The 9,426-nt window shown below is 55.7% G+C and carries 7 protein-coding genes; 3 read left to right on the forward strand and 4 right to left on the reverse strand.

All coding sequences use genetic code 11. The features are described from left to right. From AB4Z11_RS12650 to cynS, 4 genes are all read right to left on the reverse strand, one after another. Positions 1-405: serine hydrolase domain-containing protein (locus AB4Z11_RS12650; RefSeq protein ID WP_442025601.1), on the reverse strand; the 405-nt coding region annotated here is incomplete at its 3' end. A gap of 174 nt (positions 406-579) precedes the next feature. Further along, positions 580-1,101 (reverse strand): GNAT family N-acetyltransferase, encoded by a 522-nt coding sequence (locus AB4Z11_RS12655; protein WP_442025602.1) that lies wholly within the window; start codon positions 1,099-1,101, stop codon positions 580-582. Between the two features lie 185 nt (positions 1,102-1,286). Beyond that, the gene (locus tag AB4Z11_RS12660) at positions 1,287-2,285 is read right to left on the reverse strand and encodes a helix-turn-helix domain-containing protein (protein ID WP_442025603.1); all 999 of its coding nucleotides are present in this window, start codon (positions 2,283-2,285) and stop codon (positions 1,287-1,289) included. 199 nt (positions 2,286-2,484) lie between these two features. Next, positions 2,485-2,928: a cyanase gene (gene cynS / locus AB4Z11_RS12665; RefSeq protein ID WP_442025604.1), complete on the reverse strand. Its 444-nt coding sequence runs from the start codon at positions 2,926-2,928 to the stop codon at positions 2,485-2,487. 468 nt (positions 2,929-3,396) lie between these two features. Between cynS and AB4Z11_RS12670 the strand changes: the two genes are divergently transcribed. The 3 genes from AB4Z11_RS12670 to AB4Z11_RS12680 all read left to right on the forward strand — a co-directional run. Then, the gene (locus AB4Z11_RS12670; protein WP_442025605.1) at positions 3,397-4,158 is read left to right on the forward strand and encodes a hypothetical protein; all 762 of its coding nucleotides are present in this window, start codon (positions 3,397-3,399) and stop codon (positions 4,156-4,158) included. 874 nt (positions 4,159-5,032) lie between these two features. Continuing rightward, a complete protein-coding gene (locus tag AB4Z11_RS12675; RefSeq protein ID WP_442025606.1) occupies positions 5,033-6,274 on the forward strand; it encodes an efflux RND transporter periplasmic adaptor subunit in 1,242 nt (413 codons plus the stop codon). 6 nt (positions 6,275-6,280) lie between these two features. Continuing rightward, positions 6,281-9,426, forward strand: a 3,146-nt coding sequence (locus AB4Z11_RS12680) for an efflux RND transporter permease subunit (protein WP_442025607.1), incomplete at its 3' end; no start/stop codon positions are given.

Consider the following 9,426-nt stretch of genomic DNA (forward strand, 5'->3'; position numbering starts at 1 on the left):
GCTGGCCGGCAGAGCGGGCAAATATTTGCTGATCGGATCGTCCAGGCCAAGCTTGTTCTCGTCGGCCAACTGCAAAATCGCGGCGGCAGTAAATTGCTTGGTAATAGAACCAATTCGATACCTGGTCTTGACGGTATTCGGGATCATCCACTCACGGTTGGCCGCGCCGTAGGCCTTGCGGAAAACAGGTTTGCCATTGCGTGCGACCAGCACCGTGCCGGTAAAYAGCTCGCCCCGAACATACTCTGTCATCAGCGCATCCGCATGCTCAAGAAATTTAGTGTCCGCTTGGGGCCGTGCGGCCGCTGGAGCTAGGCCGGACATCACTAGCACTGACAGGAGTGCGAACTGCGATAACGCCGGTTTAAAGATAATTTCAAAAATGGTAGGGATAATAGGAGTCAAAGTTGATTTCATGTATGGTAGGGAGCAGGGCGGCCCGCCGCTTCGCTCTTAATATAAGATTTAGGAATATTGAGAACCAAGAATAACGTTTTTCAAAAGTATAGCCATGAGCAATTGGGGCTTCGGTCGAGGATTAATAGAGAACGTGAGCGGCGGCTACTGGCCGTAAGAAGGCTATTCACCACGCTCACGGATGTAACTATTGATTGCTTTGCCGTAGAGCTCTGTCTCCATTTCGTAGGTCATGCCAATGCGCTCGGCCACGCGACGCGATGATTCATTCCCAGGAGTGATGAGTGCCCGAACTTTCGGTTCGTGCCGAACCTCGAACGCATAATTCAAGACTGCTGTTGCCGCCTCGCTTGCAATTCCCTTTCCCCAGGCGGCTTGATATGTATTCCATCCCAACTCCATCACAGTTGATTGCTCACGATAGAAGGCGCCGACATTACCGACGAGCTGACCAGTTCGCTTCTCCTCTAGAGCCCACCAACCAGCTCCTTGCAGGACCCATAATCCAGCTTGGGAACTGAAGATTCGCCACGCCGTTTGACGGTCAGCTGAGCCCAAGTGAGCAGAGCTATCGGGATTCGCCAAATGGTCCGCAAATAAGTCGAAGTCGTCGCGCCGATATTCGCGAAGCGTAAGTCGTTCTGTCTGCAGGTACGGTACGAAAATGGAGAACGCAGAATTCATCAGGAGCCTATCCTTTAGATCATTAGCTGTGATCAACTGTCCGGTGTTGGTGATTGCAGCCACACATTTAAAAAAATGCTCGTGAGGCATAATGAAGACTCTAACTCACCCTATCAGTCTGAGCCAGGTCAGTCTGAGCTACTACACATAAGTTTCTTACGATATTAACTAGTTCGATTAGGTGTTCAGGCGGCGAGCGCCGCCCGATTGGCGGCATCACGCATTGATTCAGAAGGCAAGCAGCCAAACTGGCGGCGGAAGTCGCCAGCAAAACGGCTTGCGTGTTCATAACCGCACTGGGCTGCAATTTCTGCAATGCTACGTCTCCGCGCATCGGTTGCAGTGCCAAGCCCGCGGATTAAGATACGCGCTGCATTTAGCCTCATTGCTTTTAAATACTGCTGGGGGGGCAGGCCTAGACAGCTCTCAAAATGGTATTGCAATGTCCGTTCGCTGACATGCGCGGCGGCACAAACGTCAGCCATTGTGAACTCTTGATCCAGGTGCACACGCATAAAGCGGATCGCGTGCCGCACGACGGAACTCCGTCGTTCCGTGGCAGCAGAATGAGCTCGCGGGATAGTGTCGCTATTCATTGCCAAGGAGAGGGCCAACACTACAGTACTGCGAGCAGTTTCCATGATTTGTGAAAATGAGAGGGTGCCAGGCCAGCTTAAGTTATTGTCCAGCGCATTACTCATGATTTGCCACAAATTTTGCAGCATGGATGCTGCATGCGAGTCGAGAGCTACCACACCTTGCTGCAGCGCCGTCTGGATTGGTGAAATGTGCGCCCCGTCGTCGCCAAAGACTACTTCCTTATCGATGACAATACCCAACATGTCGGTTTGACCGGTAGTGCGGAAATCGTATTCCCTACCTCCTTCAAGCGCCACTATTGAATTGGTGCTCACAGGCTGCCGGTTGATAGTCAGAGAATCGTTACGGCCGAGGGTCAGGCCGAACACTAGGGTGTCCGAAGGTGGTTCGACGAACTGGTGAAGAGACTGGTTTGTTGTTTCTCGGATAATGCATGCTTTCCCATTCAGTGCGATCGCAATATTCCCGTGGAATTTACCACGGCTAATCTGGCAGTACTCCTGGTCCCACCCCGTCATTAAGCGAGCGTGTTCATCGATATCTTCGGTGTTCCAACGTTGAATTTGAGGAGTAGAGGGAAGCATGGCGGACCTCCTGCAACTGGATGAGTTAATTCTTAGTCTTGGTTGGATAGTACGAAGCGTACGCCCAGAGCCAGGAACAACAGGCCATTCGTCAGCAGGGCAGTCGCAGTAACGCCTGCGGCTTTAGTTTTGGCTTCGAGCTGGCGAGGGCGATGAAGATTGCCAGGTCGTGGATGCCACGCATAATTCGAGGGAGTTTTCAGTAAGATTTGTAAGGTAAGAATTTGCCGCTAAGTACTACATGGACTCGGTCGCCCTTTGCATCCTCCTGGCGGTCAATCTGAATCGAAAAGTCGATAGCGCTCATGATGCCGTCTCCAAACTCCTCGTGGATCAATTCTTTGATGGTAGTCCCATAGACGTTGATCATTTCGTACCAACGATAGATTAGTGGGTCCACAGGAACTGCGGTCGGCAGAGAGCCCTTRTAAGGCACCACCTGAAGCCAATTCGTTTCCTCGTCGGTTAGACCAAAAAGATCCTTTGCTATCGCAGCCTGCCGCTCATCTAGGCACATCTGACCTAGCATCGCAGCAGTTGTCCATTCTTTGCTCTGACCCAGCTTGGCGGCGATATCCGCCCACTTCATTTTCTGTGCGACTTTCGACGAAATAATCTTCGCAGTGACGTGTTGACGGTCCATCCGACCTCCTAATTATTGGGACGAAAATTCTCTGGATTTCCCGAGGATGTGCAATCCACTGACACGAGCACACTCGGCCAAGTAACGGTAGCAAATTCGGATTGAGTCGCGCCGCCATCAATCGAATAAATCCGGCCAATCTCTCCTGGAGAGGCTTCGAGCATGTGCCGTGGTGGACTGCTGCAACCCAGACAAATCAGGGAGCAAGCTGGCCTGTCCCAACTGGCCGGCTGTGCAAATCGAGGGCTGCGCACGGGCGCAGTAAATGGAACACACCTGTATGCATCGATCGAATAGGCATGCAGCCCGAACGTCTGGCCAAGTGCACGCTAAGAATGGCAGGCAATTCACACAACTTGGCAGTTTGGGGTGGCGGACGTGAACTAACTTTAGAGATGAGGAGAAGCACGCCGAACCTACAGGGGCGACGTAACGCGACGTTCCGAAGGCCACTAAGGAGGGAATATCATGTTTAGCGTTTGGGGGCGAAAAGTAGCCCGTCGTCCATTAGGATTCGTAGCTGATTACTGTGAAATTTGCGGGGAGCCGAAAGCATTCAAGCTCACCCGTCTCGATTTAGTAGGTCATATCTGCTATGTCAGGTTCGGCCATGGAGAACTCATGGGCTATGAGCGAACGTGTACTACTTGCGACACGTTCTTCGAAGCCAACTCAGCAGAGTATRCCGGCGTATCGCGAATTTCTTGGCCAATCGAAGCGTTGCTGCGAAAAACACGTCCGCGTTTTGAAGATGTAATGGAAGAGCGTCGCGCTCTCGAAAAGCGACTCGGCTCAGATCGACATCCACTTACTCAAGATGAGCGAATGGCGCGGATAAAGACTCCTTTCGTTCTACTTTCTCCTATCGTTGAGAGGCGCTTCTCAACGACCCGCCTCGATATGGGAATTCTTCTAGCCTTTGCAGTGGCCGCGGGGTTGTGCGTTGCCGTCGCTGGTATTGCCGAAGCCTTTGTTCCCGAGGCTACCGATTGGTTGTTCGCGTTTGCGTTGGCAATCGGCAGCGGGCCAATCATCTGGCAATTTAATGCATCTAGTTCGCGCTACATGCGAAAGGAAATCTTGCCGATCCTCGTTAAACTGCTTGCTCCGCTAAGACCAAGTCAGGACGAAGTCGAACGGACTTTGCTCGAGTTCAAACAGGCAGGACACACGATTGGAAATAAACTTGAAGCGTCTGAAGTACTTCAGAGTATGGGACTCTCCCCGTAATAGGTTCAGATTGCTAGCCTTACTGGAAATTGTCCCCGTTTCTTACGTCATTGCACGGGGCTCCGCATCGATTGTGACCAAGCGGCTAGTGATCTGGTCACGTAACGCTCGACGCCGTCTGCGAGCGAAGACGACCGAGCCTCATATGCAGCGGCGATCTTTTTGTGGCGTGGACTAATACTCGAAGCACGTGTCCGGTAGGCTCAACGTCGAGTAAGTAAGAGCACTAAGTCTACTAGGCGTGTAAAAGCATTTCCCCAACCCATCCTGCTGGAACCCAATTGTTCGCCATTTGAAGAGAAGTAATTGGTTGACCTTCACCCCATGGGAAGGATTACAGTGCAGAACATGAACATTGCTTAGCGAGCTTGCCATGGAAATCGGGAGCAGGATTTTTGAACTGTTAGCTATTGCAATTAGCGTAGTTGCGTTGTGCTGCTTGATCTATACCGACGCATATTCAGACGCCGCGCGAACCGAAGCGCGAGGTGTGGCAGCACTTACTCGTTTCATGGTGAGTGATGCCAATATCTAGCGCTGTGCACGATGGCGTCGGCTCCGGTAGGAGCAAAGGATGCCCTAGGAACGGATCACGTCAAAGGTCGTTCCAGAAGTAAAGGGGAGACGACCGCACAGCCTGGATTTGCGACATCCCTGCACGGCAGAGGAACGCGTAACAGCGGTGGTTGCAAGATGTTCTCCCCAAATCAAATAGTCAGCCTCACTGACCGTGTGGATGGCTTAATGGTCTAGTTTTTCCAATATACGAGATCAATAAGAGATGCCTTCTTTAGGCAGGCGATGCATTGCAATCATAGGGAGTTGATGTGCAGTGCAGCCGTCTCCTCTAGTTATCGTCATAAAAGGGTTAAATATGAAAATCACTAAACAACTAACAACTTTGGCGCGASCGCTGGCTATCGCCGCCGGTGGGCTGGCTGCGGCCATCCTGGCTGGCTGCGACTCGGCGAACAGCAAGCCTGCTGAAGCCCCGGCAGCGGGCGGTCCTCCGATCTCCGCCGCCGTGGTGGTGCAGAGGCCGGTCATCGAGACCCAGGAATTTTCCGGCCGTCTGGAAGCCATCGACCGCGTCGAAATCCGTCCGCGCGTCTCCGGCTTTATCACCGCAGTGAACTTCAAGCCGGGCAGCGAAGTGAAAAAAGGCGACGTACTGTTCGTAATCGATCCTCGTCCATTTAAAGCGGAAGCTGATCGCGCTGAAGCTGCCGCCAACTCGGCTCACGCCAAGGCCGACCTGGCGCGCATTGAGCTGGCACGCGCTGAAAAGCTGCTGGTCGATAAAGCCATCGCGCAACGTGAATTCGACGAACGCACGTCCGCACTAAAGGAACTGGATGCATCGGCGCGCGCCGCAGCTGCAGCTTACGAAGCAGCCAAGCTGAATCTGACCTACACCAATGTGGTGTCGCCAATCGATGGCCGCGTGTCGAAAGCCGAGATCACCCTGGGCAACCTGGTGGACCAGAACGCCGTGCTAACTTCCGTGCTGTCGCTGGACCGCATTTACGCCAGCTTCGACGGCGATGAAGCGACCTATCTGCGCGTTGGCGCCCTGGCCCAGCGCGGCAAGCCAGCCACCGTGAAGATCGGCCTGGCCAACGAAGAAGGCTTCCCGCATGAAGGCAAGCTGGAATTCGTGGACAACCAGCTCGACACCCGCACCGGCTCCGTGCGTATGCGCGCCACGCTGGAGAACAAGGACCGCGCCCTGGCGCCTGGCCTGTTCGCTCGTGTATCGCTGGGCGGCAGCGAAGCGAAGACCGATTCGCTGCTGATCAACGAACGCGCTGTGAACACTGACCAGGACCGCAAGTTCGTGTTCGTGGTTACTGCCGACAGCAAGGCTGAATACCGCCCTGTCAAGCTGGGTCCAGTCATCGACGGTCTGCGCCTGGTGCGTGATGGCCTGAAGCCGGGCGAGAAGATCATCGTCAACGGCCTGCAGCGTGTGCGCCCTGGTGCGCCGGTGACTGCACAAACTGTGGCCATGGACTTCAATCCGGACGCCGCACCTGCGCAGGGTAAGAAGCCAGAACAAAAGAAAGACGCCAAGGTCGCTACATCTGACAGCAAAGCTGGCACTTCTAAGGAATAAGAACCAATGCACTTTTCACGCTTCTTTGTCGATAAGCCGATTTTCGCGGCGGTCTTATCGATCGTGATTTTCGTGGCGGGACTGATTGCAATCTTCAATCTCCCGATCTCGGAATACCCAAGGGTTGTGCCGCCATCCGTGGTGGTGCGCGCGCAGTACCCGGGCGCGAACCCGAAGATTATTGCTGAAACAGTGGCTGCGCCGCTAGAAGAGCAAATCAACGGCGTCGAGAACATGCTGTACATGTCCTCGCAAAACACCTCGGACGGCGCTCTGGCGCTGACCGTGACCTTCAAGATCGGCACCAACGTGGAGCAAGCCGAGACGCAGGTGCAGAACCGCGTCCAGCGCGCGCTGCCACGCCTRCCGGAGGAAGTGCGCCAGATCGGCGTGACGACCGTGAAGTCGTCGCCCAAYCTGACCATGGTGGTCCACCTGCAATCRCCGAATGGCCGCTACAGCGACCTGTATCTGCGTAACTATGCGGTGCTGAACATCAAGGACCAGCTGGCCCGCTTGCCTGGCATGGGCGAAGTGCAGCTGTTCGGCTCCGGCGACTACGCCATGCGTATCTGGCTCGACCCGCAGAAAGTGGCGGCGCGCGGCCTGACCGCAGGTGACGTSGTYAAYTCGATCCGCGAGCAGAACGTACAGGTGGCAGCCGGTGTGATCGGCCARGGTCCGTCCAAGAACGCGGACTTCCAGCTGACCGTGAACACGCARGGCCGTCTGCAATCGGAAGAAGAATTCGGCAATATCGTGCTGAAGACCAATGCCGATGGTGCAGTCACCCTGCTGAAGGACGTGGCACGCATGGAGATGGGTTCCAACTCCTACGCGCTGCGCTCCCTGCTGAACAAYAAGTCGGCCGTTGCGATCCCGATTTTCGAGGCACCGAATGCGAACGCCCTGCAGCTGTCGCATGATGTGCGCGAGACCATGGCGCGCCTGTCGAAAGATTTCCCGGAAGGTGTCGAATACAAGATTGTGTACGACCCGACCCAATTCGTGCGCGAGTCGATCCGCGCTGTGATCCACACGCTGCTGGAAGCCATTATCCTGGTGGCGATCGTGGTGATCGTGTTCCTGCAAACCTGGCGTGCATCGCTGATTCCGCTGCTGGCCGTGCCGGTATCGGTGGTGGGTACGTTTGCGGTGATGCTGGGCTTTGGCTTCTCCATCAACACGCTGTCGCTGTTCGGCCTCGTGCTGGCCATCGGTATCGTGGTGGACGATGCGATCGTGGTGGTGGAAAACGTCGAGCGKAATATCGAGAACGGCCTGTCGCCGCGCGATGCAACCATCCAGGCGATGAAGGAAGTGTCCGGCCCGATTATCGCGATTGCGCTGGTGCTGTGCGCCGTGTTCGTGCCGATCGCTTTCGTGTCCGGYCTGWSCGGCCAGTTCTACAAGCAGTTCGCGCTGACCATCGCMTTCTCGACCGTGATCTCGGCCTTCAGCTCCCTGACCCTGGCGCCTGCGCTGGCGGCCTCGCTGCTGAAACCGCACGATGCACCGAAGGAYKYSCTGACCCGYRTCATGGACAAGATCTTCGGCSGCTTCTTCAAGTGGTTCAACCGCTTCTTCAACCGTGCTTCGCATGGCTACGAAACGGGTGTGACCGGCGTGTTGAAGCGCAAGGGCAGCTCGCTGGTGGTGTACGCCGTGCTGGCCGTGGCCGCAGGCTTCATGTTCARGCTGGTGCCGCCGGGCTTCATACCCGCGCAGGACAAGCAATATCTAGTCGGAATTGCCCAGTTACCTGACGCGTCTTCGTTGGACCGTACCGAAGCAGTAGTCCGAAAGATGTCAGATATCGCAAAAGGCACGACTGGAGTGGCGGACTTCGTGGCCTTCCCGGGCCTTTCTATCAACGGCTTCACTAATGCATCGAACACGGGCGTCGCGTTCACGCTGCTGAAACCGTTCCAGGAACGTACTAAACCTAGCGAGTCGGCACAGGCGATAGCGGATGAAATCAACCAGCGCATGGGTTCCATCGAAGGCGCTTTCGTGATGGTGCTGCCGCCGCCGCCAGTCAATGGCCTGGGCACCACCGGTGGCTTCAAGCTGATGATCGAAGACCGCGACAATCTGGGTTACGACGCGCTGTACAAGGCGATCCAGGCCGTGCAGATGAAGGCCTGGCAGAATCCGAAGCTGGCCGGCGTGTTCTCCAGCTATCAGATCAATGTGCCGCAACTGTTTGCCGACATCGACAAGGTGAAAGCAAAGCAGCTGGGCGTGCCGCTGGCCACGATCTACCAGACCTTGCAGATCAACCTCGGCTCGCTGTACGTGAACGACTTCAACCAGTTTGGCCGTACCTACCAGGTRCGCGTGCAGGCTGACCAGCAGTTCCGTTCGCACGCCGAAGACATCGCACAGCTGAAGGTACGCAACGACAAGGGCGAAATGATTCCGCTGTCGTCGCTGATGCGCGTGAAGGACAGCTAYGGCCCGGACCGCGTGCAGCGCTACAACGCTTACGTRTCGGCTGAACTGAACGGYGGCCCGGCTCCTGGCGTGTCGTCCGGCGAAGCGCAGGCTGAAATGACCAAGATCGTCAACGAAGTGCTGCCGAAAGGTATCAGCTACGAATGGACGGAACTGGTGTACCAGGACATCCTGTCCGGTAACACCATGATGCTGGTATTCCCGCTGTGCGTGCTGCTGGTGTTCCTGGTGCTGGCTGCCCAGTACGAAAGCTGGACCCTGCCGCTGGCGGTGATTCTGATCGTGCCGATGTCGATCCTGTGCGCCCTGCTGGGTGTGAAGCTGACCCATGGCGACAACAATGTSTTCACGCAGATTGCAYTGTTCGTGCTGGTYGGTCTGGCGTCGAAGAACGCGATTCTGATCGTGGAATTTGCCCGCGAACTGGAACACCATGGCCGCACGATCGTGCAGGCCGCGCTGGAAGCTTGCCGCCTGCGTCTGCGTCCGATTCTGATGACGTCGATCGCCTTCATCATGGGCGTGGTACCGCTGGTGTTCTCGCACGGTGCAGGTTCGGAAATGCGTCATGCGATGGGTGTGGCCGTGTTCGCAGGTATGTTGGGCGTGACCTTCTTCGGTCTGTTCCTGACCCCGGTGTTCTACGTGCTGCTGCGTACCCTGGCTGTGCGTCTTGAGAAGAAATCCCCGGCGGC

Source organism: Pseudoduganella sp. RAF53_2, assembly GCF_052113985.1.
Classification (GTDB): Bacteria; Pseudomonadota; Gammaproteobacteria; order Burkholderiales; family Burkholderiaceae_D; genus Rugamonas.